This window comes from Sandaracinobacteroides sayramensis, assembly GCF_022014495.1.
In the GTDB taxonomy this organism is placed as follows: domain Bacteria; phylum Pseudomonadota; class Alphaproteobacteria; order Sphingomonadales; family Sphingomonadaceae; genus Sandaracinobacteroides; species Sandaracinobacteroides sayramense.
On sequence record NZ_JAKLSQ010000013.1, the window covers coordinates 1 to 24,182 of the forward strand.

General features: G+C 63.4%; 24 protein-coding genes. 8 read left to right on the forward strand and 16 right to left on the reverse strand.

What is annotated here, in order from left to right; all coding sequences use genetic code 11:
* The 11 genes from L6Q21_RS10740 to L6Q21_RS10790 all read right to left on the reverse strand — a co-directional run.
* Nucleotides 1-2,328 (reverse strand): strawberry notch-like NTP hydrolase domain-containing protein (locus tag L6Q21_RS10740; RefSeq protein WP_237830757.1); only part of this gene is annotated, 2,328 nt, incomplete at its 3' end.
* A gap of 282 nt (nucleotides 2,329-2,610) precedes the next feature.
* Entirely contained in the window at nucleotides 2,611-3,441 is an 831-nt protein-coding gene (locus L6Q21_RS10745) for a DUF7007 domain-containing protein (protein ID WP_237830758.1), read from the reverse strand.
* Nucleotides 3,438-3,938, reverse strand: a complete 501-nt coding sequence (locus L6Q21_RS10750; RefSeq protein ID WP_237830759.1) for a hypothetical protein — start codon at nucleotides 3,936-3,938, stop codon at nucleotides 3,438-3,440. The genes L6Q21_RS10745 and L6Q21_RS10750 overlap by 4 nt, the downstream gene beginning before the upstream one ends.
* Before the next feature lie 108 nt (nucleotides 3,939-4,046).
* Nucleotides 4,047-6,200 carry a ParB/RepB/Spo0J family partition protein gene (locus L6Q21_RS10755; RefSeq protein WP_237830760.1) on the reverse strand — a complete coding sequence of 718 codons (2,154 nt, stop codon included), beginning with the start codon at nucleotides 6,198-6,200 and terminating at the stop codon, nucleotides 4,047-4,049.
* A gap of 128 nt (nucleotides 6,201-6,328) precedes the next feature.
* On the reverse strand, nucleotides 6,329-7,285 hold the full coding sequence (locus L6Q21_RS10760) for an ArdC family protein (protein WP_237830761.1): 957 nt from the start codon (nucleotides 7,283-7,285) through the stop codon (nucleotides 6,329-6,331).
* A 265-nt stretch (nucleotides 7,286-7,550) separates the two neighbouring features.
* The gene (locus tag L6Q21_RS10765) at nucleotides 7,551-7,826 is read right to left on the reverse strand and encodes a hypothetical protein (protein WP_237830762.1); all 276 of its coding nucleotides are present in this window, start codon (nucleotides 7,824-7,826) and stop codon (nucleotides 7,551-7,553) included.
* A gap of 82 nt (nucleotides 7,827-7,908) precedes the next feature.
* The gene (locus L6Q21_RS10770) at nucleotides 7,909-8,160 is read right to left on the reverse strand and encodes a hypothetical protein (protein WP_237830763.1); all 252 of its coding nucleotides are present in this window, start codon (nucleotides 8,158-8,160) and stop codon (nucleotides 7,909-7,911) included.
* Nucleotides 8,161-8,314: 154 nt separating this feature from the next.
* A complete protein-coding gene (locus L6Q21_RS10775) occupies nucleotides 8,315-8,755 on the reverse strand; it encodes a DUF411 domain-containing protein (RefSeq protein WP_237830764.1) in 441 nt (146 codons plus the stop codon).
* Between the two features lie 70 nt (nucleotides 8,756-8,825).
* Entirely contained in the window at nucleotides 8,826-9,275 is a 450-nt protein-coding gene (locus L6Q21_RS10780) for a DUF305 domain-containing protein (protein WP_237830765.1), read from the reverse strand.
* A 186-nt stretch (nucleotides 9,276-9,461) separates the two neighbouring features.
* On the reverse strand, nucleotides 9,462-10,025 hold the full coding sequence (locus L6Q21_RS10785; RefSeq protein ID WP_237830766.1) for an RNA polymerase sigma factor: 564 nt from the start codon (nucleotides 10,023-10,025) through the stop codon (nucleotides 9,462-9,464).
* Nucleotides 10,022-10,462 (reverse strand): Spy/CpxP family protein refolding chaperone, encoded by a 441-nt coding sequence (locus tag L6Q21_RS10790; protein WP_237830767.1) that lies wholly within the window; start codon nucleotides 10,460-10,462, stop codon nucleotides 10,022-10,024. Before L6Q21_RS10790 ends, L6Q21_RS10785 begins: the two co-directional genes overlap by 4 nt.
* A gap of 420 nt (nucleotides 10,463-10,882) precedes the next feature.
* On the opposite strand from L6Q21_RS10790, the gene copC reads away from it, so the two are divergent.
* Together copC and copD are read left to right on the forward strand one after the other, a co-directional pair.
* Nucleotides 10,883-11,269, forward strand: coding sequence for a copper homeostasis periplasmic binding protein CopC (gene copC, locus L6Q21_RS10795; RefSeq protein ID WP_237830768.1), 387 nt, complete (start codon nucleotides 10,883-10,885; stop codon nucleotides 11,267-11,269).
* 3 nt (nucleotides 11,270-11,272) lie between these two features.
* Complete coding sequence (copD, locus tag L6Q21_RS10800) at nucleotides 11,273-12,193, forward strand: copper homeostasis membrane protein CopD (RefSeq protein WP_237830769.1); 921 nt, start codon at nucleotides 11,273-11,275, stop codon at nucleotides 12,191-12,193.
* A 225-nt stretch (nucleotides 12,194-12,418) separates the two neighbouring features.
* Here the strand turns inward: copD and cueR are convergent, their stop codons facing one another.
* Nucleotides 12,419-12,832: a Cu(I)-responsive transcriptional regulator gene (cueR, locus tag L6Q21_RS10805; RefSeq protein ID WP_237830770.1), complete on the reverse strand. Its 414-nt coding sequence runs from the start codon at nucleotides 12,830-12,832 to the stop codon at nucleotides 12,419-12,421.
* Nucleotides 12,829-15,195 carry a heavy metal translocating P-type ATPase gene (locus L6Q21_RS10810; RefSeq protein ID WP_255696850.1) on the reverse strand — a complete coding sequence of 789 codons (2,367 nt, stop codon included), beginning with the start codon at nucleotides 15,193-15,195 and terminating at the stop codon, nucleotides 12,829-12,831. Before L6Q21_RS10810 ends, cueR begins: the two co-directional genes overlap by 4 nt.
* A 156-nt stretch (nucleotides 15,196-15,351) precedes the next feature.
* Here L6Q21_RS10810 and L6Q21_RS10815 point away from each other — a divergent pair, with 156 nt between their 5' ends.
* From L6Q21_RS10815 to L6Q21_RS10830, 4 genes are all read left to right on the forward strand, one after another.
* A complete protein-coding gene (locus L6Q21_RS10815; protein ID WP_237830772.1) occupies nucleotides 15,352-15,690 on the forward strand; it encodes a hypothetical protein in 339 nt (112 codons plus the stop codon).
* A gap of 30 nt (nucleotides 15,691-15,720) precedes the next feature.
* Nucleotides 15,721-15,999, forward strand: coding sequence for a hypothetical protein (locus tag L6Q21_RS10820; protein WP_237830773.1), 279 nt, complete (start codon nucleotides 15,721-15,723; stop codon nucleotides 15,997-15,999).
* 84 nt (nucleotides 16,000-16,083) lie between these two features.
* Nucleotides 16,084-17,892, forward strand: coding sequence for a copper resistance system multicopper oxidase (locus L6Q21_RS10825; RefSeq protein ID WP_237830774.1), 1,809 nt, complete (start codon nucleotides 16,084-16,086; stop codon nucleotides 17,890-17,892).
* Nucleotides 17,889-18,905 carry a copper resistance protein B gene (locus L6Q21_RS10830; protein ID WP_237830775.1) on the forward strand — a complete coding sequence of 339 codons (1,017 nt, stop codon included), beginning with the start codon at nucleotides 17,889-17,891 and terminating at the stop codon, nucleotides 18,903-18,905. Before L6Q21_RS10825 ends, L6Q21_RS10830 begins: the two co-directional genes overlap by 4 nt.
* A 331-nt stretch (nucleotides 18,906-19,236) precedes the next feature.
* On the opposite strand, the gene L6Q21_RS10835 is transcribed toward L6Q21_RS10830, so the two are convergent.
* Nucleotides 19,237-19,689 carry a MerR family transcriptional regulator gene (locus L6Q21_RS10835; RefSeq protein ID WP_237830776.1) on the reverse strand — a complete coding sequence of 151 codons (453 nt, stop codon included), beginning with the start codon at nucleotides 19,687-19,689 and terminating at the stop codon, nucleotides 19,237-19,239.
* 66 nt (nucleotides 19,690-19,755) lie between these two features.
* Between L6Q21_RS10835 and L6Q21_RS10845 the strand changes: the two genes are divergently transcribed.
* Together L6Q21_RS10845 and L6Q21_RS10850 are read left to right on the forward strand one after the other, a co-directional pair.
* On the forward strand, nucleotides 19,756-20,607 hold the full coding sequence (locus L6Q21_RS10845) for a cation efflux transmembrane domain-containing protein (protein ID WP_336246241.1): 852 nt from the start codon (nucleotides 19,756-19,758) through the stop codon (nucleotides 20,605-20,607).
* 179 nt (nucleotides 20,608-20,786) lie between these two features.
* Entirely contained in the window at nucleotides 20,787-21,080 is a 294-nt protein-coding gene (locus tag L6Q21_RS10850) for a hypothetical protein (RefSeq protein WP_237830777.1), read from the forward strand.
* A gap of 375 nt (nucleotides 21,081-21,455) precedes the next feature.
* Here L6Q21_RS10850 and L6Q21_RS10855 read toward each other — a convergent pair whose 3' ends face one another.
* On the reverse strand, nucleotides 21,456-21,662 hold the full coding sequence (locus tag L6Q21_RS10855; RefSeq protein ID WP_237830778.1) for a hypothetical protein: 207 nt from the start codon (nucleotides 21,660-21,662) through the stop codon (nucleotides 21,456-21,458).
* Nucleotides 21,659-24,169: a heavy metal translocating P-type ATPase gene (locus tag L6Q21_RS10860; protein ID WP_237830779.1), complete on the reverse strand. Its 2,511-nt coding sequence runs from the start codon at nucleotides 24,167-24,169 to the stop codon at nucleotides 21,659-21,661. Before L6Q21_RS10860 ends, L6Q21_RS10855 begins: the two co-directional genes overlap by 4 nt.
* Between the last annotated feature and the right edge of the window lie 13 nt (nucleotides 24,170-24,182).

A 24,182-nucleotide genomic window follows, 5' to 3' on the forward strand; every position in this document is an offset into this window, starting at 1 on the left:
AAGGAAAACAAAAATGAATCCTGGACACCTTCGCATTATCGCGTCCTCGCGATTAGCTGTCTTATGCGCAGCTGCGCATAACGTCCGGAAAGCGCCGGCATAGGCGTCGTAGATGCCGATCTGGCCGGGCGTCAGCCTGTGTTCGAGCATCTCATATTCGACGCCGTCGAACGACAGCGAGCGGGCCGCATAGAGGCCGAGCGCCTTTAGGTCGCGTGCGAGAACCTCCATCGCCGCGACCCCGCCATCCTCGATCGCGGCGATGAACTCCGAGCGCGTCGAGAAGGGGAAGTCTTCACCGCCCCACAGGCCGAGGCGCTGGGCGTAGCCGAGGTTCTGCACGGTGGTCGCGCCGGTCGCCGAGACATAGACGATGCGGGCATTCGGCAAGGCGTGCTGGAGTCTGAGCCCGGCACGACCCTGTTGCGAAGGCACCTGATCGCCGCGCTCGCCTTTGCCACCGGCCGCATTGGTCATGGCGTGCGCCTCGTCGAACACGATCACGCCGTCAAAGTCCGCCCCCAGCCAGTCGACGATCTGCTGGACGCGGCTGACCTTCTCGCCGCGTTCCTGCGACCGCAGCGTGGCGTAGGTCGTGAACAACACGCCCGCATCGAGCCTGATCGGCGTGCCCTGGCGGAACCGGGACAGCGGCGTCACCAGCAGCCGTTCTTGCCCGAGCGCTTCCCAGTCGCGCATCGCGTCCTGATGCAGGGTCTCCGACCGGCTCACCCAGACCGCGCGGCGGCGGCCTTTGAGCCAGTTGTCGAGGATGATGCCCGCAACCTGGCGGCCCTTGCCGGCGCCGGTCCCGTCGCCCAACATCCAGCCACGCCGGAAGCGCACCGCGCTCTCGGCATCGTCTGGCGCGGCGGTGACGACATCCCAGGTCGGATCGACGCTCCACGATCCCGCCAGATGGTCGCCATGCGCTTCGCCCGCGAGAATGATGGATTCGAGCTGGGCATCAGACAATATGCCGTCAGCGATCAGCCGGGACGGCAGCAGCGGACAATAAGACGGCCTGGGCGGCGCGACCGAGGCCATCGCCGCCGACTGGACCAGCGGCGTGGGGTGCGGCTTCGCGCCAGGGATATGGATCGACTGGAGCCCATAGGGCTCATAGATCGCCTCGGTCAGCCGGCCGGCTTCGGCGGGAGTCCAGTCGATGGTCTCATAGGCCAGTTCGACGGCATCGGACGCGCTGACCGGAACCGGCGCGGGGACGGTCACGATACGCGAGCCTGTGAGCTTTGCCGTCATCGCCGGCAGGGCGATCGGCGTGGCGGGCGGCGGTGCATTGGGCGTGGGAGCGCGCGGCGGCATGAGGTCGAGCACCCAGCGTAGCAGCGTGGCGGTATCGGGCGCGACGCCCGGCGAGACCGGGAAGACCGTGAGGTCGTCGGCGGGGACGCGGTCGATCACGGTCAGCCGCGTGTCGATGGTGGTGCCGTGCTTCGCATAGACCCCGCCGTCGATCGCCGCCGAGAAGACCACGCGGCCGCGCTCCTGAAGTCGGAAAAAAGCTTCGGTCCAGGTGGGATTGTCGGGCGCGCAGCTTGCGCCGGTGATCGCGACCAGACGGCCGCCCGGCGCCAGACGCGCCAGCGCCGAGCCGATATGGCGCAGCGCTGCGTCCTTCATGGTGCGATCGACATGCGCAACCGCCGAGAATGGCGGGTTCATCAGCACTACGGTGGGAATCAGGCTCGCGTCCAGATGATCATGGATATGCGCGGCGTTATGGCGGGTGACGGCGCAGTCGCCGAACAGCCCCGCCAGCACCTCGGCGCGGATCTCTGCCAGTTCATTGAGGATCAGACGCGCGCCCCGGCTCTCGGCATGGACGGCGAGTAGCCCGGTGCCGGCCGATGGTTCCAGCACGACGTCGCCGGGCCGGATGGCGGCGGCGAGCGCCGCGACGACGCCGAGTCCGGCAGGCGTTGAGAATTGCTGCAATGTCTGGGAGGATTGGGATCGACGCGTGTGGGTCGGCAACAAGGCGCCGATCTTCTCGATCATCGCCAGCGCGGCTGCCGGAGAAGCGGATTTACGGAAAATCGCAGATCCGTATTTACGCAGGAACAGCACTTGCGCCGCCTCACAGGCGTCATAGACGGTCTTCCAGTCCCAGGTGCCGTCAGCATCGGAACCACCGAACGTCGCCTCCATGGCGAAGCGCAACGCACGCGCGTCGATGGCGCGGCCGCGTTCGAGGTCAGGCAGGATGAGATTGGCGGCGGCAAGGATCGCCTGGCCAGTCGCGGCGAAACCGGGCGCGGCAGGAAATAACGCCGCCGAACGGGTAGCGGATGCAGATGGAGTCATGAGAAATGTCCGAGGAGAGCGGGACTGGAGCAAGCCAGCGGATGCTCTCTCTCGATCCGGCAGGCTCGCCCCTTCCGGCCTGCCTCTTGCTCTGGTCGAGGCTCCAGCACCGCTAGCTATTGGCGTCGCCAGCGCGACGCTGTGCACACTCGATCAGTGGCACGAGCGGCCCTTGGCGTATCCACGCTGATGCCCTGAACGGGGCCGCGATGATGATGAAGCCGCCTGACACAAAAATCCGGGCGATCCCACGCTGGAGATCGCCCGGTTGATGTCTGACGTTTAGGCGGCGCTGGCGGTGGAACCATCCCAGGCCCGGTGCCGCTGTTCGTCGATCACGAATCCGTGCGGGCCCGCACGATACTCATCCTCAGGAACCAGAAACCGGCGACGGGTGGTTGCCGCACGGCCGCCCCCGAGTGTGGCGACACAATCCACGAACCCCGGCCGCTCCTTCGAGGTGATCGCCGAGATCACCACCCAGTCATGGGCGTGGGCCTCGTGGAAAAGCCGGCGATCATTGGCGAAGGATTCCCCTGATTCGAGGGTGCGGCCATGCACCGCCTCCCAGCACTCGGGATAATAGTCGCGCAGCGTGCGATCGGCGTGGCGACGCTCGCAATCGGTGAACAGGTCGGGAAAGCCGATGGCGACCTTGGCCCATTCGCAGTCTTCTTCATACCATCCGCCTGAAACGCGCAGCACGGTAGGCATCGCCGCATTGCGTGTCCGGTCGAGCTTGATCCCGCCATGGCTGGCGGTCGAATGGAAGGCCACGCCGTCGGCATAGATCTCGCTCGACTGCGCCATGCCCCAGGGTGTGGAGATTCGCTGACGATCCTCACGGCGGCCAAGCGTTCGAAGCTGGCGGCGATGTTCGGCGTTCTCCTCGACATGGGCGCGAAAGGTCGCTTCATCGGCGACGCTGGCTGACGCGCCGAAGACATTGCTTGTCGTCCATTGGTCGATCGGCCGGGTCAGACGCCAGCCGGTCGCCACCCTGAACCCGTTTTTCGCCGGGATAGCGATGAAGCCGATATCCTCGACCCGTGCAGCGAGATGGCCATCGGCGGAACGGCCAAAGACGGCGGCGATAGCATCACCCGCGTTCATGCCGCCCTCCCGATGTCTGGAAGGATGGCGTTCGCCTCGTCGCCGACGACCTCGAACCGGGCGTTCGAATAGCGATGGCTGGCGAACCAGCTTTGCGCGGTCGCCATGTCGGGCGCGAGGTGACGCAGTTCGTCCACGCCCTCCCACTGGGTGAGCACGCGTACCATCCCGTCTGTCGGTTGTTCTACGATCTCGAAATGCAGCGCGCTGGTGACATGCCAGGTCATCGTCACCACCATCACGATGACGCCGCCGCTGCCAAAATCGCCATGATGGAGTGTGAAGCCTTCCGGGATGGAATAGGTCGGCCGCACGATCGCCGGGGTCTTCTTGATCAGACGCCCGACGCCATTGTTGCGCTCCCAGGCGGCGAGTTTCTTGTTGAACCGGGCCGGCGGTCTCGGCTGGCCGTCGGAATAGCGCAGGAGCGCGCCGAGCGGCGCGGTGCGGATAAGATCGCTCAGCGCATTGGCGCCGAATATGCGTGGTGAAGTCATGGAATATCTCCAGATATGCAAAAGCCCGGCGCAATGGGCCGGGCTTCTGGTGATGGGTGTTGGAAAAGGGTGGCGGAGCGACCGGAGCCGCCCCGCCAGAGTGGGCGGCTATTCGGCTGCGATCGCATAGCCTTCGGACAGATCGTCCTCGTCAGCCGGTTGGTCGTCGTCCCCGCCGAGGAACGCGGGCAGTGCCTCGGCATCGGCATCGGCGGCCTCGTCCTGATCGACCGCCGCCGGATCGAACGCATCTTCGATCGCCGGCGTGCGGAGCGGTTCGGGCAACCAGTCCGCATCGGCCAGCAGGCGCTCGGCTTCGCGGGCCATGTCGCCCTTCTTGAGATGATCGATCAGGCCGGCCGTATGGTCGTCCCTGGCTTCGGCCACCGCGATCAGGATGCGCGGCTTGGCGACCCGGCCGAGATAATTCTCAACCGTCGGCTTCCAGCCCGCCGCCACCATGTCGAGACCGACCGCACGCGCCAGCACATGGCTGTGCGCGAGCCGCCGCTCGACGCCATGTGCCGAGACGCGGCCGTCATAGCGGCTGGTCGCCTCCCACAGCGCATTGACCCCGAACGCGGCGCAATGCGCGAACAGCGCCGCCTGATCGACGCCGTCGAGCAGCATCAGCGCGTCCCACAGGTCCTTGTCGGAATCGGGCAGCCGCTTCTCCCAGGCCTCATGGCGTGCGGCAATCGAGCGGGCCGATGAACTGTCCTTCATGCCCGGCGCCTGGTTCGCGAAGCTGGTGCGCGTGACCGAGATGCCGACACAGGATTCGGTGCGGCCATGATAGAAGCTGGACAGCACCATGGCATGCAACACGGCGGCGAACGCCGTCGAAGGACTGGCGGCGAACGCATCCTGCAAGGCAAGCGTGCGATGCGCGGTGAGTTCGGAGACCAGACGATCGGGCAGTGGCTTGATGATCTGCTCGTCATCATCATCCGGTTCGTCCACAGCGACCCCGCCGACCGTGACGACGGTGGATCGGGCAGCCGGCTGCTGCGGGCCGATCGGGTCGACGGACTGATCGCCCTCAGCCTCATCGTCGCCCGGTTCGGCGACCTGCGGTTCATCCTCGGCGCGGACCCAGCCCCGTTCAACAAAGAGCGACCCGTCGGTGTCGAGGCTGACGAAAGCGCCGGCGATACCTATTTCCCGCGGATCATAGGTCCTCGGCCGTTCGATCAGGCCCGCCAGTTCCTCATCGATCGCTTCGATCCGCGCCGCCACGTCCTCCGGCAGTTCCTCGACATCCTCATAGTTCGCCTCGATGGCGTTGCCCTCGGCGGTCAAGGCCTCGGCGCGCGCCGATTCCGCATCGGTGAGCGCCGCCGGATCGCTGTCGATCTCGCGCAGGCTGTTGAGATGGCCATAGGGCAGATCCACGGCCGCCGTGACCCACTTCCAGCCTTCGCCGCCGATCCGTTCGGCATCGGCCTGAAGCTTCGCAGCGACCAGCGTGTCGAGAAGCGCGGCGTCCTGAAGCCAGCCGCCATCGTCGGCCTCGAACAGGTCGCGCAGCACGCACCCGCCGGCCTCGGCATAGGCGTCGATGCCGACGAACAGCACCCGCTTGTCCGACGCGCGCACCGTGTTCTCGGTGAGGCGCGAGCGGATGAACGAGGATTCCTTGTTCCAGCTATGTGCGAGCAGCTCCCACACCTGTTCCTGACGGGCATGATCCTCGCTCACCGAGAAGGCCATCAACTGATCGAGGGTCATGCCGTCCTCGGCATAGATCTCGTGCAGCGCGGGCGACACCGACGCCAGCTTCAGGCGCTGGCGCACCACGGCGGGCGTGGTCATGAAGGTGGCGGCGATCGCCTCGATATCGTCGCCCTGGTCGACAAGGCGCTTCATGGAGCGGAACTGATCGAGCGGGTGCAACTGCTCGCGGTGCGTGTTCTCGGCAAGCGAGTCTTCCTCGGCCGAGATGGGATCGTTCGCATCCTTGACGATGCACGGCACCGGGGCGTTCTTCGCCAGCCGCTTGCGCTTCACCAGCAGTTCCAGCGCGCGAAAGCGCCGGCCGCCGGCAGGCAGATGGAACCGGCCGGTCTCCTGTCCCTCGTCATTGAGCGTCGGGCGGACGTTCAGGCTTTGCAGAAGACCACGCCGGGCGATGTCGTCGGCAAGCGCCTCGATCGAGACGCCGGCCTTCACGCGCCGGACATTGGACTGGGACAGGTCGATCAGATCGAGCGGGATGTCCCGCGCGCTGCTGAGGACGATCTTGGGGGCAGCTTTTGCCATGTCGGTTACTCCATGACGGGTCGCCGGGAGACTCTCTCTCGGCTGCAAGCCCGTCACAAAGCCGAAGGCCATCCCCTCACTCTCCCTCCGGCCTGGCCCCCGACGCCAGCGCTGGAAGGATGAGCACCTCACGCCGCCTTCCGCTGGATTTCCGCATCCGCGACCGCAGACTGATCGGCGGCGTCCTCGTCCCGGAAGTCGAGGAGGAAGTTGGCGGCCTTCGAGGCGGCTCTGGCGGCGCGGACGATGGCCCGATTGTCCTCGCGGATGATATCGAGCCAGGAGCCCAGGTAATCGGCGTGCCGGACGGTGGGCACGATACCGAGCGCGGCGCAGACGAAAGCACCCGCCATTTCCGCGATCAGCTCCTCGCGTCCATATTCCTTGGATCCGAACGCGCCGGTCTGATCGCGGTCGAGCCGGCTTCGGCCCCCGACCCAGTGCGATAGCTCGTGAAATGCCGTCCGATGCCAGTTTATGGGGTCGAAATATGCGTCCGGTCGCGGCACCTGCACATAATCCTGACCCGGAGCATAGAAGGCGCGGTCGCCGCCAATACGGAAGTCGGCGCCGGTCGCGGCGATCAGCGTCTCGGCTTCGGGCAGAATAAGCCCTTCGGGCAAGGGCGGCGGCGGAGCGGCGATCCGTTCGGGCAATCCCTCGCACTGGTCCGTCGAAAAGACGGTGTAGCGCTTGAGGAAGGGGATCGAGCCGGGTTCGCGGCCATTTTCGCTGGCGCGGCGCCGTTCGCTGTCCGGCGTGAAACGATGGGCATAGACGACAGTCGTGCCGTGCTCGCCCTTGCGGACATTGCCGCCCAGCGCGAGTGCCTGGCGGAAGGTCAGAAATGTGTTGGTTGAGAAGCCATTGGCGACCACGGTGTCCCAGAGGATCAGGATGTTGATCCCGGAATAACGATCACCGGTCTTGCCGTTGCGCGGCATGTCGAGGGACGCCTTCGACGTGGCCCAGGGCTGAACCCACGGCACCCGTCCGGCCTCTAGTTCGGCGATGATCTTGTCGGTGATGGACTGATAGAGGTCTGTCCGTTCGCCGTTGGTGCGAGATGTGGTGGTGCGCGCCATTGCGTTTCTCCGCGACGGGCCGGCATCGGGCCACTCCCTCTGCCTTTCAACCCGTCACGGATAATCCGGTCATCCTCTCACTCTCGGGGCGTTGCGGGGCGCCCCCGCTGATGGGGTATGCCCAGTTTGCGGCGGAGCGATCGCGTGCTGGCACGGCTGTCCAGACACCCGTCGCCCGCGCCCTCTGTATGGCGACGAAACAGGGGGCGTCCCGCCGCCACCGCCAGCCCGGCAATGATGCGACCCGAAAGCGCCGGGGCTGATTTTAGTCGGCCGATGGCATGGAATGACCATCATGCATGGACTTCATGCAATCAGCGGCATTCATCTTCATCATGTCGCACGAACAGTTCGCCATCTGTGCCTGATCAGGCACCCACACGCGCTTCTGCGCAGGGCCGGTAGCCCGCGGGCCGTATTGAGGCGCCGACTGCCACTCCCAATGCCCTTGAGGCGTGGTCGGGGCGTTGTCGGTCACCCATACGGGCGTGATGAAACTGAGGGCCGCCAGCAATGCGGCCGAAAGCAACTTCATAGTCATCACGAATATCCTTTGACTGAATGGAAACGGATCGGGTTCGGGGCGCGGTGCTGCCGCGTGCCGAACAAACGCGATCGGTCAATCAGCCAAGGTTCATGGGAGGATCGGGATCGGGGGCGAAGTTCTTGCCAGTGAGTACGATCGTCGCCGACCAGAAAATCGGCCTGCCGTGGATGTGAGGTGCCGCGAGGTTTCCAGGAAGATCGACCGCCATCAACGGCACGACGCACCCCATGGCGGCGATGCAATCAAGGGTGAGACCCTTGCATGGCTTTTCCTTTGGCGCCGGCTGTTGCATGGCAATCATGGCCATGCAATCCGCGTCCATCGCCATTGTCCTGGCCGGCGCGGTCGCGGGAACGCTGCGCGCATAGGCCCACTCAGCTCCGAAGAAGGCCGATCAGGGCTCCGATGAGGAGCAGCGAGGCAAGGAAACGCTTCACGATGGAATTTATCTATAACAACCCTGTCCTGACGGCAATCGCCGCCTATCCTTGATGCCGCGCATATATACGGGTGCCGTTGGAGCCAAAGGCCGTGACCACATAGGGATCGCCGCGCCGCCCCGGCACTTCCATTCCTGGCGATCCAATCGGCATTCCAGCGACAGCCAGTCCCGATACGCCTCTCGGGCGCTGGGCAAGCACCCGCTTCATGTCTGCGATGGGAACATGCCCCTCGAAGACCATGCCGTCGATGAGAGCGGTGTGACAGGAGGAAAGCGAGACAGGAACGCCACGCGCACGCTGAAGGGCGGATCGCTTCTGATCATCGACCATCCTGACAGGCCTGTCGAATTGCGTCCGGGCCTGGGCAGCCCATTGCTCGCAGCAGCCGCAACCTGGGTCGCGATGCACCACAATCGGTCCTGCCGCGCTCGCCGCCGTTGCGGATAGCATCAATGCCGCCGCAGCTAGATGAAATTTCATGCTCCGAGTCCTCTCATATTCCACGACCTTTACGCACCCGCGGCGCGGACCCCTCGAAATTTGTCGATTGTCAGTCGAGGCGATCGAGAATCGCCTTCATCTCGTCGATTTCCTGGCGTTGCGATGCGATGATTTGGCCGCATAGACGTTGGACTTCGCCATCGCGCAGATCCGCTTCACGGCACATCAGGATCGCGCCTGAATGATGGGGGATCATTGAACGCAGAAAGGCACGATCGCCGATCGTCGTCTGGATTCGGATCAAAGCAAACGAACCAAAAAAGGCGATCAACGACAACGTAATGATTGCGAGATTGGTCGCCCTCGAAGCGAACATGTGCTTCATCGCCAAGATCATTAGCACCACCATCGGCGCAATCATCATTAGCGTCATATAGAACATGTTGAGGTTGTTGTAGAAGCTGTCGAGCCCGTCGATCATGACGAACATAACGAGATACATGATGACACCGCTGACTAGGGTTTGCAGCATGAGACTGGCGTAGGCGTTTTTCATCATCGCGCTTCTGTCCTTGGCTATTCGGTTTGTCCCTGTCGAACCTGTCATTCCTTATGCGTCGTCGTACCCATCCTTCATGTCTTGCATCATCGCATGGTTCTCCGGCGCACCCGCCACCAGAGACGTCCCAGCGATCGAGGTTCGAAAAGTCCTGCCCGCATTTCCAGGGAGTACGCAGTGCCCGCCTCAACCCCTCAACATTTCTGCAAGCTTGGCACGGGCGCGATAGAGCCTGGTTTCCACGGCCTTCCCGCTAATCCCAAGCGCTCCTGCCGTTTCGGCCTGACTTAACTCCTCGATCGTGCGGAGTACGAGCACTTCTCGGAGATTGGACGGCAGTGTGCCGATAGCCGCCATCGTGCGTTCCAGTTCGTGTCGATCGGTCAGTTCGACATCGGCGCCTGCGGCGCCGTCCGCGATGTGCCACGCTTCTTCAATAGGGCGGGCAAAGGTAAAGAAACGGCGGACGGCGCGGCGTCGTGCCCAATCCCGCGCCTTGTTGATTGCAATGCGCGAGATCCATAGCCGAAACGGGCGTTCGCCATCATAGCTGTGTAAAGCCGAAAATGCGGCGATGAAACTCTGCTGGGTAAGGTCGACGGCGGCGTCCGCGTCACCGACATGACTGCGCAGCAAGCGGAACACGCTGCCTCGGTGACGCTGCATCAATTCACTATAGGCGAGTTGTCGTCCGCCCAACGCGAGCGCTGCCAGCTCGCCATCCGAGCAGGCGGCGAGATCGAGACTCACCGTTCCTTAGCCGTCAGCGCCTTGACTACTGTGGCGTCAAACTTGGCGGCCTGTTCAGGTGTGAGAACGGCCCGCATGGCGAAGATATGTTCAAGCGTTTCTTTCTGAAGCTCGCCCATCGCCTGATGTGAACGATGAATCGCAGCGCCAACAGCAGGACCATAACCATGTTCGGCCTGAATGGCATCGGCAAGCCTGGCATTATCAGCGCGCAACTCCAGCTCCAGTGCCTGCCTACGTATAGCGAAACGGCGCTCGATCTCGTCCATTTGCGTTTGCTGTGCGCGGTCGAGTTTAAGCTCATGGTGAAGCAAGGCGTGAAGTTCATTTTCGACTGGTGCCGGCCCTGCGATGAAGGCGCGGCCAATAAATGCGCCCGCTATCGCCGCGAGAAAGGCAATTACCGCGATGAGCAATAGACGACGACGGTCCGTCATTCGCTTGCGCCGAGAAGCGTCGAAGGAGCCAATGCCGGCGGTGCGCCGAGGGGGGCAATCGATGTGGTGCGAGTTTCATGTGTTGGTATCACTGAGCCAAACAATCCGATCGAGAGCGCAAGGACGGCCGCTATGCCGAAAGCCGTGCTCGGCAACGGAGTGCCATACCGTCGTTGGAAGATAACCGCTTCCATCACGGCGCCATCGATTTGTTCCAACCTGGGATTTACCGGAAGTTCTCTTAAGCGCCTGAGCGCCGCATCTATGTCCATCGTCTCACTACTCCCGCCCCAATCCGCCACATTACGCATGGCAGTTTACGCACAGTAGCGGAAAACCCCTCATCGCCAATCGGCGCTTGATAATGAGGGGTAAGCGGCCAGGCTGCGTAAAAAACATCGAGCCCGACGGAGATGTTCGATGAAGACAAAGACCACATTCGCAGCCCTGCTGGCAATTCTGTCAATCGGCCTGTCAACGCCTGCGCTGGCCCATCCCAAGCTCGTTAGCTCTACGCCGGCGGCCAGTGCGACGGTTGGCGCCACAAACCGCCTGACGCTTACATTCAGCGAGCGACTGATGCCGCGCCTGTCCGGTGTCGATCTTATGATGACCGGTATGCCGGGCATGGCAAACCATGCCCCGATGAAGATTGGTGGAGCGACAACTGCGGTTGGAGAGGATGGCAAGACGCTCATCGTGACCCTGGCGCGTCCGCTGACCGCTGGTAGCTACAAGGTCGACTGGCATGCCGTCGCAGCCGACACTCATCGGATTACCGGCAGCTTGACCTTTACGGTGCGCTGAAAAATGGACGGTTCGCTCGTCGCGATCCGCTGGTCTCTCTATGCGGATCTTGGACTGTTGTTCGGGTTGCTCCTCTTCGCGCTCTGTGCCCTGAAGGGGTCTGAGCGCGAGGAGTTGCTCCCGCTCCGCTGGTTGACAACAGCGTTGGCCGGGTTGGGTATCGTGCTGAGCGGCTTGAGCTTCGTTCTTGCCGTTGCCGCGATGCTTGGCGTCGATCTGAAGGACGTCGATCATGCCTCGGTCATGATGGTATTGACCGAGACGCCCGTCGGTTGGGCACTGCTCGCGCGTATATTGGCGCTGGCCATATTATGCGCTGCCGTTCATGCTCCCTGGGCGTTCCGGGGGGCCGGGATAACAATTCTTGCCCTTATTGCCGCTATCCCCGTCGCTAGCCTTGCCTGGTCAGGTCATGGAGCCGCGTCGGAAGGTCTCACCGGGATGGTCCACCTTGTCGGTGACATCCTTCATTTGCTTGCCGCATCGGCGTGGATTGGTGCCCTGGCCGCCTTTATCCTGATCCTGTCACGCCACTCCCCAATGTTTGAGCCGTTCGATACGGCACATCGTGCGCTTGCCGGTTTCGCCACTGCTGGCACGGTCATCGTCGGCTTGATCCTCGTGACGGGCCTTGTGAACAGTTACGCGCTGATCGGGCCGCAAAATATGTCGGGGCTATTCCAGAGTGCCTATGGCCGGCTGCTCCTCATCAAGCTCGTCCTTTTCGGACTGATGCTTGCGCTGGCAGCTAGTAATCGCTTCAGTCTGACCCCAGCACTGGCGACAGGAATCAAAGACGGCACCATGCAAGGAGCCGTGTCGCGGCTGCGTCGAAGCCTCTGGCTTGAAGTTGGCATCGGAATCCTCATCCTCGCTTTGGTCGCATGGCTGGGAACGCTGCTGCCACCAGCATCCGCAGGGTGAAGAGAAGCACCTCCAACAAGCGCGACGACCGGCGTTCGGTAGACGCCGGGCGCTCAAAAAGATCAGCTAATGACATCGGTTAATTGGGCACGCTGTACTGGCTCTGATTTCGCCGATCCTGTTTCATACACGAACGGCCGCCAGCGATTGCAGGTTGAGAGATGTCGCCCCGATTCCGGCAGCGGGGTCCAACACGCTCACCTACATTGTCTGTAGCCCAAAGCTTCACATGTTACTGACTGCACCGTCCGCGTCTCCCGATATACGCTCGATAATTGGACAGTCGGGCCGATCGTCGCCATGGCAACGCTCCGCCAGTTCCAGCAGCGTTTGGCGGAGCGCCTGAAGCGCCTCGGCCTTGCGGCCCAATTCTTCGGCGCGGGCAATGGCGAGGGCCTTGACCTCGGCGCTGGCGCGCTGGCTGTTGCTCCACAGCCCGAGGAGGTCGCGGATATCCTCGATTGGAAAGCCGAGATCGCGGGCATTGGCGATGAAGCGCAGGCAATGGACATCAGCATCGCCATAATCGCGATAGCCGCTGTCGCGGCGCGGCGGCGGCGGGATCAGGCCGATCTTCTCATAATGGCGAATCATCCGCTGCGAGACGCCGCTTGCCTTCGAGGCCGCACCGATTTTCACAGTCGAACCCGGTTGAGGCGCAGCGCGTTTGCAACGACGCTCACCGACGACAAGGCCATCGCGGCCGCCGCGATCATCGGCGAGAGCAGGATGCCGAAGAACGGATAAAGTAATCCGGCCGCGATCGGCACGCCCGCGGCGTTGTAAACGAAGGCGAAGAAGAGGTTCTGGCGGATGTTGGACATCGTCGCCTCGCTGAGCTGACGGGCTCTGACGATGCCGTTGAGATCACCCTTGAGCAGGGTCACGCCCGCGCTTTCCATGGCGACATCGGTGCCATGCCCCATCGCGATGCCCACATCGGCGGCCGCCAATGCCGGGGCATCATTTACCCCGTCGCCAGCCATGGCGACGACACGTCCTTCCTGCTTCAGCCGTGCGACGACGGCGGCCTTCTGATCGGGAAGTACATCGGCCTCGACGTGATCGATGCCGAGTTGGCGCGCGACCGCTTCGGCGGTCGTGCGGTTGTCGCCTGTCAGCATCACCACCTCGATGCCGTCGGCGCGCAGGGCGGCCAGCGCCTCGGGCGTCGTCGGCTTGATCGGATCGGCGATGGCGAAAATCCCGACGGCCCGATCGTCCAGCCCCATGAAGATGGCGGTCGCGCCATCACCGCGAAGCGCATCGGCCTCGGCGGCAAGCGGCGCGGTGTGGATTCCCGATTCCGCCAGGAAACGTGCATTGCCGAGCGTGACGCGCTTGCCCTCGATCACGCCCAGCGCGCCCTTGCCGGTGGGCGAATCAAAGTCGATGACGGACGGAATTTCGATGCTCCGGTCCGTCGCCGCGTCAACGATCGCCAACGCAAGCGGATGCTCCGACGCGCGCTCCACACCGGCGGCGATCCGCAGAATTTCCGCTTCGTCATATCCGTCTGCGGCGATGATCCGGGTGACGGCGGGCTTGCCTTCGGTCAGGGTGCCGGTCTTGTCGACAACCAGCGTGTCGACCTTCTCCATATGCTCCAGCGCTTCGGCATTCTTGATGAGGACGCCAAGCCCCGCGCCGCGCCCGACGCCGACCATGATCGACATCGGTGTCGCCAGTCCCAGCGCGCAGGGGCAGGCGATGATCAGCACCGAGACCGCCGCGATCAGCCCATGGGCAAAGCGCGGCTCCGGCCCCCAGACGCCCCATATCACGAAGGCGAGGATAGCGACCCCGATGACCACCGGCACGAACCAGCCGGAGACTTGATCGGCCATGCGCTGGATCGGCGCGCGCGACCGCTGCGCCTCGGCGACCATCTGGACGATGCGCGAAAGCATGGTGTCGCGCCCGACCTTGTCGGCGCGGATGACCAGCGCGCCGCTCTGGTTCATCGTGCCGCCGATCACCGTGTCGCCATCCGACTTGGTGACGGGCATGGATTCGCCGGTCACCATCGATTCATCGAGCGCCGAGCGCCCATCCTCGACCACGCCATCGACCGGCACCTTTTCACCCGGCCGCACCCGCAGCCGATCGCCCACCGCCACATCCTCCAGCGGGATTTCCGCTTCGCTGCCATCTTCGGCGATGCGCCGCGCGGTTTTTGGCGCAAGATTGAGCAACGCCTTGATCGCGCCGGAGGTGCGCTCACGCGCGCGCAGTTCCAGCACCTGACCCAGCAGCACCAGCACGGTGATAACGGCGGCTGCCTCGAAATAGACCGCGACGGTCCCGTCGGCGGCGCGGAAGGCATCCGGGAAGATACCCGGCGCCAGCGTCGCGACGACGCTGTAAGCCCATGCGACGCCGGTTCCCATCGCGATGAGCGTGAACATGTTTAGATTGCGGGTCTTCAGCGAAGCCCAGCCACGCTCGAAAAAGGGCCAGCCCGCCCACAGCACGACCGGCGTCGCCAGCGCGAACTGAATCCAGATCGACAGTTTCATGGGCACGAGATGATGCAGCGCCGGGAACAGATGCCCGCCCATTTCAAGGATGAAGACCGGGATCGCCAGCACGAGGCCAATCCAGAAACGGCGGGACATGTCGGTCAGTTCGGCGCTCGGCCCGGTGTCGGCGCTGACCATTTCCGGCTCAAGCCCCATGCCGCAGATCGGGCAGGCACCGGGATGATCCTGCCGGATTTCGGGATGCATCGGGCAGGTCCACATCGCGCCCGGAGGAGCATCGACGGCGCGGTCGGCCGCCGACTTGTTCAGATATTTTTCCGGGTCGGCGATGAACTTCTCGCGGCAGCCGGCGCTGCAAAAATGGTAGTCATGGCCGGCATGGCTTGCGTGATGCGTGGTGGTTTCGGGATCGACCGTCATGCCGCAAACCGAGTCGATGACCAGTCCAGCGGAATGCTTGTCGTGGCCACCACAACAACTGTGGCCCCCGGAATGAACGCTCTGATTCGACTCGGCCATTACACCGTCTCCTTCCATCGCACGGCAACATGCGAGCTTGACACTATGTCAGAGTCAATATGCACCTTGACCTTGCCATAATGTCAGGGCGCATTGAGAGTTCGAAAAGGATTCGAATCGTTGTCACCCGCGGCCCAACCATCCAGCAGGATTGTGGTGAAGTTGCTTTCGTCACTCCTGATCGCGCTTGCCATGCTCGTCTCGTCTGTATCCATGGCGTGCGGCATCGCAGCAGCTATGCCGCACGAGGGTGCGATGGAAGTGGCCTCGGCGGCGGGGCATTGTGCCGGCAGCGAGTCTCCCTCCGATCGTAAATCCTCCGAATCCGGCAAGCACTGCGCCGTTGCCTGCGCGGCGTTTCCGGCAATGCCCCCCTTTATCGACCAGCCAGATCAGCCAACAAAGACGCTGCATCCTATTGTGGGACCGCAACATCTCGCCGTGATCGCGCTTGAGGGAGAAACGCCGCCGCCGCGTATGACTCCGAGGAATTGAGGTTCATCCGCTTTCTTTCGGAGATTAGTCATGAAGTTGATAATTGCCGCGATCACGATGATGATCGCCACGCCTGCCTTCGCCCAGAGCGGCGCACCGGCCGATGTGCATGCCCAACACACCAGTCAGGGCGGAACGACCGGCCAAGGCAGGCATGAAGGCCACGATATGTCCAGCGGCTGCTGCGACAAGGGTCCCGATGGCAAAATGGCCTGCTGCGAGAAAATGAAGGCCGAAGGCAAGACGATGTCCCCTTCGGAGGCGCCTGCCGCCGATCTGCATGCCGGACATGGCATGGGTCAGCACTGATCGGACGCGAACCGGGAGGCGCCTTCTCGCCTCCCGGTCCATCCAGCACATAGAGGGCTCCCCGGTGGAGCCGAGGACAACATCATGACACAGACGATCGATCGACGATCCCTACTGCGTGCCGGCGCGGTCGGTGCCGCTGGACTGGGCTTTTCAGGCCTGTTTCCAGCCTGGGCGCAGACTGGCTCGTTGGGGCTGACGCCGCAGATGCCCACGCTTTCGGGTCAGGATATCCACCTCAAAATCGCGAACACACCTTTCACCGTTGGCGGGCGCACGGGTCATGCCGTCACAATGAACGGCGTGCTCCCAGCGCCGTTGATCCGTTTGCGCGAAGGGCAGAATGTTCGGCTCCATGTCGAAAATACGCTGGATGAGGACAGTTCGATCCACTGGCATGGACTGATCGTGCCATTCCAGATGGACGGGGTTCCCGGCGTCAGTTTTCCCGGCATCAAGCCGCGCACCACCTTCGTCTATGAGTTCCCGATCGTTCAGAGCGGAACCTACTGGTATCACAGCCACTCGGGCCTTCAGGAGCAGCAGGGCCATTACGGGCCGATTGTGATCGATCCGGCCGAACCCGATCCAGTCGCCTATGATCGCGAGCATGTGATCGTGCTCAGCGACTGGACCTTCCTGCATCCCCATCAGCTCGTCACCAAGCTCAAGGCGGAGGGCGGCTATTTCAATCGCCAGAGGCAGACGCTATTCGGTATGCTGCGCGGTGGTCCCGAAGAGAGCATGTCCGCGTCCGACCGCGCCATGTGGGGCAAGATGCGGATGGACCCCACCGACATCGCCGATGTGACGACCGCCACCTACACTTACCTTGTGAATGGCCATGGACCGCAGGAAAACTGGACGGGCCTCTTCCGACCCGGCGAACGGGTGCGGCTGCGCTTTATCAACGCCGCGACCATGACGATCTTCAATATCCGCATTCCCGGCCTGCCCATGACCGTGGTCAGCGCTGATGGGTTGAATGTCCGCCCGGTGGCCGTGGACGAATTCCAGATCGGCAATGCCGAGACCTATGACGTCATTATCCAGCCAACCGAGGACAAGGCGTTCACGCTCGTCGCGGAATCGATCGACCGGTCCGGCATGGCGCGCGCTACGCTCACGCCGCGCTTGGGAATGACCGCGCCCGTTCCACCGCTTCGCCCACGGCCGACGCTCACCATGAAGGATATGGGCATGGGCGGCATGGATCATGGTTCAATGGCTGGAATGGACCATGGCGCCATGGCCGGGATGGATCATGGTGCCATGGCCGCCGGGGCCAGCGCGGCGACAGCAGATCATGGCAGTTCCCACGCGATGGGCAGCATGAACATGCGCGACAAGTCTTTGGTGCCCGACAGCGTCAAGGTCGGTGTTGGCGTGGATGCCATCGCCATGTCACCGGTCGATCGCACCGGCGATCCGGGCGTCGGGCTGGAGAATGTCGGCCACAAGGTGCTGACCTACCGTGACCTCATGTCGCTCACCCCCAACCCTGACACACGCCCGCCGCAACGCACGATCGAGGTTCATCTCACCGGCAACATGGAGCGTTTCATGTGGTCGTTCGATGGCGAAAAATTCAGCGAGGGTGTCGAACCGATCCGCTTCGAGCGTAATGAGCGCGCCCGTGTCGTCCTCATCAACGATACGATGATGACCCACCCGATTCATTTGCACGGCCATTTCTTCGAGGTGGTGAACGGCCACACCGGCAGCTATCCGCGCAAGCACACGGTCAATGTGCTGCCCGGCGGCAAGGTCAGCTTCGACCTGACGGCGGATGCGCCCGGCGACTGGGCCTTTCACTGCCATTTGCTGCTGCACATGCACGCGGGGATGTTTCGCGTCGTCACCGTCCGTCCGCTTGAGGGAGAAGCAGCATGAAGTCTCTCCTGGGCATATTCCTCGTCGGGATAGCAACGCCTGTCCTGGCACAGCAGGATCATGGCGCCGCCGTGCAGCAGGAACCGGCCGAACCGCACGCTCAGCATCAGGTCGATGAGCCCGGTGGCGATCCGCATGCCGGGCACGACATGTCGCCGAAACCTTCCGAGCCGACAGATCCGCATGCCGGCCACCAGATGCCTTCGACCCCGGCAAAGGACGCGCACCAGGCTCATGCCGGGCATGAACCCGGCATTCCCGATCCGCCGGTGGCGCCGCCGTCCGCGGCGGCATTAGGTGGCCCCACTCATGCCGCTGATGCCGTTTTCGGCGTTGCGACCATGGCCCCCGCGCGCGAAACCGTTCGCAAGGAGCATGGCGATATCAAAAGCGGCATGATCCTGATCGATCAACTGGAAGCAGTCATTGGCAAGGGCAAGGACGGTTATGCGTGGAACGCGCAGGGCTGGTATGGCGGCGATATCGACCGACTCTGGGTCAAGACCGAGGGCGAGAGCCGCTTCGGCGAAAGTCTTGAAAGCGCCGAGGTGCAAGCGCTCTGGAGCCGTGCGCTCGACCCGTGGTGGAATCTTCAGGCCGGTATCCGTCAGGATTTTGGCGCGGGGCCTGATCGGACTTACGCTGTTGTCGGCGTGCAGGGCCTTGCTCCCTATTGGTTCGAAGTCGACGGGGCCCTGTTTCTCTCGGACAAGGGCGATGTCACCGCGCGGTTGGAAGCAGAATATGATCAGCGCTTGACCCAGAAGCTGATACTTCAGCCGGCGGCTGAGTTGAACTTCTCGGCACAGGATGTTCCCGAACTGGGCGTAGGCGCTGGTCTCACCACCGCCGAACTGGGATTACGGCTGCGCTATGAATTCGTGCCCGAGTTCGCGCCGTATGTCGGCGTGAAGTACGAACGCGCCTTTGGCGATACGGCGGATTTCCGGCGTGCCCGGGACGAGAAGGCGGGGGGATGGCAGCTCCTGATCGGAATCCGCTCCTGGTTCTGAAGAGGGTATCGTTTCAGGACCGGCCTGCCTCATTGAGACAGGCCGGTCCCGTGCCTTCAACCACAAGGCTTTGTAGTTTAGTATGGAAGTATCTGAGTGGGTGGGGACGTCAGAAGCGCGCGTGCAATTTCTGGATGGCGTGCTCGGTCGTCTAAAAAGCGCTCGACAATCTCGGCGCGTTCCAACGCTGGTTCGGATTCCAACCTAATATCAATGCACAACGTTCCCGTCTGGGCCGGGGCGCGACAAGCATTTCGCGTCACCTCCGGTCGACCCCTGACCCGCTTCGGAAGCTCATTGGCCCCTAATTCCACGTTCAAGGGTCGCGCGACTACCGACTACCAAATGTATTCGCGATATTCCTTCCACGGCCGAGCTTCGATAAGCCCTCCCCGACAGGGTTTGCTAACGTCTCGATCACACGGCACTCTGAAACCACGCCCCGGCTACACTCATCTACCATGCGAGAGAGTTCGTCCCGCAGCTTGAGTAAGCGGTCGATGCGTTCCTCGACCGCTTCAAGTTGCTCTCGCGCAATCTTGCTTGCATTTTCACAAGATGCTTCCGGCTGCTCCTGCAAGGCCAGAAGCGTCCGCACCGCTGAAAGATCGAAACCAAGATCGCGGGCATGGCGGATAAAGCCAAGCCGTTGCGCGTCGATCTGGCCATAGCTGCGTCTGCCGTTCGATTGGCGGACAGGTTGAGGCAAAACTCCGATGCGCTCGTAATAGCGGATTGTTTCGATGTTCACGCCTGAACGAACGGATAATTCGCCAATCTGCATTTTTTTCTCTTGCTCCTGTAGTCGCTACAGATTGTAGCACCCTCAGAACAGAGAATCGAGGAAGCCATGAGGACCAACGCCGACCTAATCCGCTATGCCGTCACTGGCATGGATTGTTCGTCCTGCGCCGCGAAGATCGAGGGCACGGCGCGTAAGGTCGAAGGCGTCCGGGATGTTAGCGTGTCGATCGCTACCCAGGTCATGACCCTCGATATCAATGATCCGGCAAAGAATCTGCGTCAGCTGGAGGCATCGGTGCAGAGCCTTGGTTATCAACTCGATCGTCTCGGCACTGCTCAGGGGGAGGATGATAGCCAAATTCCCGATCTGTCGCATGTCAATCCCGCTTACAAGCGCGCCTTGTGGATCGTCGTGCTGCTCAACGCAGGCTATGGCGTGGTGCAGATTGCAGGGAGTTTCCTGGCTGGATCTCAAGCCTTGCAGGCAGATGCTCTCGACTTCATTGGCGATGGTCTCATTTCTTTCCTGGGGCTAATTGCAATCGGATGGGGTCTAGTGGCGCGTGCCCGGGCAGCGCTGCTACAAGGCATTTTCCTGGCTCTGCTTGGCTTCGGCGTCATCGGCTCCACTGTTTATCGCGTGTTTGTCGAATATGAGCCGCAAACTTTGCTGATGGCTGGATTTGCGCTGGCGGCTTGCGTCGTAAACATTCTCGCAGCCGTAGTGCTGATCCCGCACAGGAAGGGCGATGCCAACGTGCGAGCCGTGTGGTTGTTCTCGCGCAACGATGCGATCGGAAATCTCGCGGTGGTCGCTGCGGCCGGCCTTGTCTGGTGGCTAGACACGGCCTGGCCCGATCTGCTCGTGGCGTTCATAGTCGCAGCACTGTTCCTGCAATCTGCCTGGTCGATCATACACGATGCGCGGCGAGAACTCGCACAGGTCGGCCGCGCATGAGAATGATCGGGAACAGCAACAGCCCAAACCGTTGGAAGAAAGCTTTGGGCTGCAGAACAAAAATGGCCAATCGGGGCAACACGTCACGGTTGCGGTCCAGGCTTTCAGATGACAGAAAGGGTATCAACGGCTATGGGAGATCCATGCTGCGCCGGAGCCTACTCCTTTTTTGCCTTCTGATGACGTCACTGGTTGTGTCGACGACGGTGCATGCCAGCGAGCTTTCAATCGCCGGAACGCTCGACTGTTCGGGCGAACTTCATACCGAAGGCGACGCGGACCAGTCACCTGGCGACTCCGATAGGGGGGTGCCGCACCATCATGGCAGTTGCCATGGCCATTGCCTTGTTGCCCCTGTTTCCGGCCCATCCCAGACCGTTATGGATGAGGCGTCGTCCGGGTTCCGTTTTCCGGCTTCCGATGCCTTTGCGCGATGGTCAATCGACCCCGCGTTACGACCTCCCAACGCCTGATTGATCTGTAAGCGGGTCGTCTGAGCCTCGCAATGCGAGGCGGCGAGCCTGATTCGTTTCAATCTGAAAAATCAACATGCACAGAATGTTTGCAGCTTTGCTGGCTGCCGCGTCTTGCGTCTCCGTGGCGCAGGCACAGGATATTGTCTCGGCAGTTCCCTCAGCGGGACCATCGCTTAGAATGTCGGCCGGTCGCTCGCTGCGCGCCGCCTAGGGAATGAACGTGCCATCGCATATCTCCGCGACGGATTGATCTGGAGCCTCTCTCCAGACGCTCAACCCGTCGCGAAATCCCGGCCTTCCTCTCACTCTCACGGAGGCGTTGCGGGCGGGCTGTGCGAGAACTCCCGCCTTGGTGAGCTGCCCCGGGGCCCTTCAGAGTCTCACGACCTCGCCAGCTTCCTTTGTGAAGCTCACCGGCGTGCGATCGAGAAGGTCGAGCACGGTTTCGGATAGCTGCGCCGGCGCGCCCCTCGAAGCCAACATCTTTGCCGCGATCGGTGAGGTAATCATCTGGATCACCGCGAAGAAGGCGGCAGGCACGGCGATTTCCGATGGCAGGCCGGACGCCGCCACGTTCACGGGTGCGCGCGGTCACGGTAGCCGAGAAGGCGCAGGGCGTTGAACACCACCAGGAGGGTGGAGCCTTCATGCAGCGCCACGGCCGGGCCGATCCCGAGACCAAGGACGGTCGCCGGCACGAGGAAGGCCACGATCCCGAGGCTGACCACCAGGTTTTGCAGGATGATGCGCCGCGTCTGCCGGCTAAGCCCGACGGTGAATGGCAGCTGCGACAGGTCGTCGCCCATGAGGGCCACATCGGCGGTCTCCAGAGCGACATCGGAGCCGGCGGCGCCCATCGCCACGCCCACAGTCGCGGTGGCCATGGCCGGTGCGTCGTTCACGCCGTCGCCGACCATAGCCACCTTCGCTTCGGCGCGCAGCTTCTTGATCGCGTCGACCTTGTCCTCGGGCATAAGGTCGCCCCAGGCTTCGGTAAGGCCGACCTGGCCGGCAATGGCCTCGGCCGCCTTCTGGTGATCGCCGGATATCATGATCATGCGCTTGACGCCGAGCGCACGCAGCACCTCAAGGGCGGGTCTTGCAGCCGCGCGGGGTGTGTCGAGCAACCCGATCACGCCCAGGTCGCGGTTTCCTTTTCGCACCACCATCAGCGTCCGGCCTTGATCCCGCAGCCGGGTCACCGCCGCCGCCGCTTCGCCGGTTAGCGGAGCCAGGCCATCCGCGCCGAACATCTCGGGCTTGCCGATCCAGACGGGCTCGCCGCCCAGCTGCGCTGTTACACCCTTGCCGGTGAGGCTTTGAAGAGCCGAAGCTTGAGGAATCGACGCGCCCTTGAGCCGCTCGGCGCCGTCTCGGGAGATCGCCGCCGCCAGCGGGTGGTCGCTCAGCCGCTCCACCGCGACGGCGACCGACAACAGCTCGGCCTCTTCCACGCCATCTAACACGGCGACATCGGTGATGCGCGGCTGGCCCTCTGTCAGGGTGCCGGTCTTGTCGAAGGCAATGGCGTCCAGCGAGCCCAGATTCTCCAGCGGCGCCCCGCCTTTGATCAGAACGCCCGCGCGGGCGGCGCGGGCCACGCCGGACAGGACGGCGCTTGGCGTGGCGATGGCGAGCGCGCAGGGGCTGGCGGCGACCAGCACCGCCATGGCGCGGTAGAAGCTGTCGCGGAACGGTTCGTCGACGACGACCCAGGCGAACAGCAGGACGAAGGCCAGCGCCAGGACCAGCGGCACGAAGATGCGCTCGAACCTGTCGGTAAACCGTTGGGTCGGGGATTTCTGGGTCTCGGCCTCGCTGACCATGCGCACGACCTTGGCCAAGGTGGTGTCGCTGGACTTGCGGGTGGTCTCGATTTCGATCGCGCCGGACCCGTTGATCGTGCCGGCGAAAACAACCGACGCCGCCCCAATCGAGGCCGGACGGGCGCGCGCCTCCCCGGGGTCGCTGACGGCCTGCTTGTCGATCGGCATGCTCTCGCCGGTGACCGGCGCCTGGTTGATGCTGGTCGACCCGGCGACCACGAAGCCGTCGGCGGGCAGGCGCTCGTTGGGCCGGACGATCACGATATCGCCGACCACCAGGTCCTCGACCGGGAGTTCGACCACCTGGCCGTCGCGGCGGACATGGGCTGTGCGCGGGGCGAGTTCGGCCAACGCCTCGATGGCGCGCTTGGCGCGTCCCATGGCGTAGTGCTCCAGCGCGTGGCCGAGGCTGAACAGAAACAGCAGCAGCGCGCCTTCCGCCCAGGCGCCCAACGCCGCCGCACCGGCGGCGGCGACCAGCATCAGGGTGTCGATCTCGAACCGCTTGCGCCGCAGATTCTCGATGGCCTCGCCGACGGTGAAGAAGCCGCCGAACCCGTAGGCCGTGAGATATAGGGCGAGCGGGAGCCAGGCGGGCAGGTCGGGCGCCAGCCATTCGAGGAGGAAACCAAAGGCCAGGGCCGCACCGCTGGTCAGCGCGAAGATGAGCTCGGTGTTGGGCCCGAGGAAGCCGCCATGGGCGTGACCGTGCCCGTCATCAGGACCGTGGCCATGGTCGTGATCCTCTCCGGGCGCATGCGCATGCTTGCGTGCATCCTTGCGCTCGGGCGTCGCGGCCGTCGTTCGCGCGAGCGGCGTGTCGGAGAAGCCCAGCTTGTGGACCGCGAGCAGGCGGTCAATCTCGGCGCGGTCCAGACGGTCGCGCTCAAACTCCAGGCGCACGGCGCCAGACGGGTCGACCACGGCCTCCAGCACGCCGGGATGCTCGGCCAGGACCGCCTCGATCGTCCGGGCGTGCCGGGCATGACGCACGCCGTCGAGCCAGCCCACCAGGTGGCCGTAGCGTCCGGTGATCTCGGCGCCGGCCGCCCGCGCCCGGCGGCGGACCTCGGCGAGGGTGAGCCGGTCGGGATCATAGTGGATGCACAGGCGCGAGGCGGCGGCGTCCTCGACCACATGGACCTCGGAGACGCCCGGTTCGTCGCGGAGCAGGGAGATGAGCCGCCCGACACAAGCGTCCGAGGCGTCGGGCGCGCCGGGCAAGAGGATCGGAAGGTCGAGTTTCATCGTGTCGGACATGTCGGGGCTCCGG